Genomic DNA, 1,866 nt, shown 5'->3' on the forward strand with positions numbered 1-1,866 from the left:
ACGCGGAAGCCCCGGAGCAGGCGCCGGCCGCCGAGCGGACCGGGGCCGCCCCCGCCTCCGCCTCCGCCTCGGCTCCCGCCTCTGCCCAGTCCCCCGAAGACTCCGCCCCCTCCTCCGAAGACTCCGCCGCGACGCCGGTGGCGGCCTCCGCCGGCGCCGCGGCGGACACCACGGCCCCGGCGGCCGCATCGGGCGGGGCGGACCGGCCGCCGTTCCGCATCGTCGCCGTCACCTCCTGCCCCACGGGCATCGCGCACACCTACATGGCCGCCGAGTCCCTGGAGAACGCCGGCCGCGAGGCGGGCGTCGAGGTGGTCGTCGAGACGCAGGGCTCGGCCGGCTTCACCCGGCTCGACCCGGCGGTGATCGCGGCGGCGGACGGCGTGATCTTCGCGCACGACGTCCCCGTACGGGACAAGGAGCGCTTCGCCGGGAAGCCGACCGTCGACGTCGGTGTGAAGGCGGGCATCAACCGGCCCGGCGAGCTGATCACCGAGGTGCGCGGAAAGGCCGCGCGCGGCGAGGCGACCTCCGGCGCGGCGCCGACCCCGGTCGAGCGGGCCGGTGAGGCGGGCGAGGGCTACGGCACGAAGCTGCGCAAGTGGCTGATGTCCGGTGTGAGTTACATGGTGCCGTTCGTCGCGGCGGGCGGCCTGCTGATCGCGCTCGGCTTCGCCCTCGGCGGCTACAAGATCAATAAGGCTCCGTCGGTGATGGACCACTTCGTGTGGACCCAGACCGACAGCTGGGCCGCCCTGCTGTTCCAGATCGGCGGCGTCGCCTTCGCCTTCCTGGTCCCGGTCCTGGCCGGCTACATCGCGTACGGCATGGCCGACCGTCCAGGACTCGTCCCCGGCTTCGTCGGCGGTTCGATCGCCCTGACCATCAACGCGGGCTTCCTCGGCGGCCTGGCGGCCGGTCTGATCGCCGGCGGCGTGGTCATGGCCATCCAGAAGGTGCGCATCCCGCAGGCGTTGCGCGGCATCATGCCGGTGGTGGTGATCCCGCTGATCTCCTCGGCGGTGGTCGGGTTCCTGATGTTCGTCGTCATCGGCAAGCCGATCGCCTCCGCGCAGAAGGGCATGACCGACTGGCTGAACGGCCTGACCGGAACCAACGCCGTCCTGCTCGGCGCCCTGCTCGGCCTGATGATGTGCTTCGACCTCGGCGGTCCGGTCAACAAGGTCGCCTACACCTTCGCCACCGCCGGCATCGCGGTCTCCAACCCGGGCGACTCGACGATGAAGATCATGGCCGCGGTGATGGCGGCCGGCATGGTGCCGCCGCTGGCGATGGCGCTCGCCACCACCGTGCGCGGGCGGCTGTTCACGCAGACCGAGCGGGAGAACGGCAAGGCCGCCTGGGTCCTGGGCGCCTCCTTCATCTCCGAGGGCGCGATCCCGTTCGCCGCGGCCGACCCGCTGCGGGTCATCCCCTCGGCGATGGCGGGCGGCGCGGTCACCGGCGCGCTGTCGATGGCCTTCGGCGCCACGCTGCGCGCCCCGCACGGCGGCATCTTCGTCGTCCCGCTGATCGGCAACCCGTTCCTCTACCTGATCGCCATCGCGGCGGGCGTGTGCGTCACCACGGCCCTCGTGGTCGCCCTCAAGACGCTGCGCAAGGCGGCACCCGGCGCGGCGGCGCCCGAGGCGGGCGCGAACGCGCAGATGGCGTCGGCCGACCGCAAGCAGCCGGTGGCCGCGTGACCTTGTCCCTTTAGGGCGCTGTGAGTTGTTCACGGCACATGCGAGATACGTCACGGTCCGGGGTTTCGGCCCCGGACCGTGGTGTCTACTGGAAGACATGCCTCAGCACGTCTCGCTTCTCATGTGGTTCGGTGTGGCCGTCCCCGCCGCGCTGATCGTC

The 1,866-nt window shown here is 72.3% G+C and carries 1 protein-coding gene; it reads left to right on the forward strand.

The features are described from left to right. A partial coding sequence (locus tag IE249_RS34505; RefSeq protein WP_229859942.1) for a PTS fructose transporter subunit IIC occupies positions 1-1,706 on the forward strand: 1,706 nt, incomplete at its 5' end. Positions 1,707-1,866 lie beyond the last annotated feature (160 nt).

The organism is Streptomyces anandii JCM 4720 (genome assembly GCF_014650655.1).
Taxonomy (GTDB): Bacteria; Actinomycetota; Actinomycetes; order Streptomycetales; family Streptomycetaceae; genus Streptomyces; species Streptomyces anandii.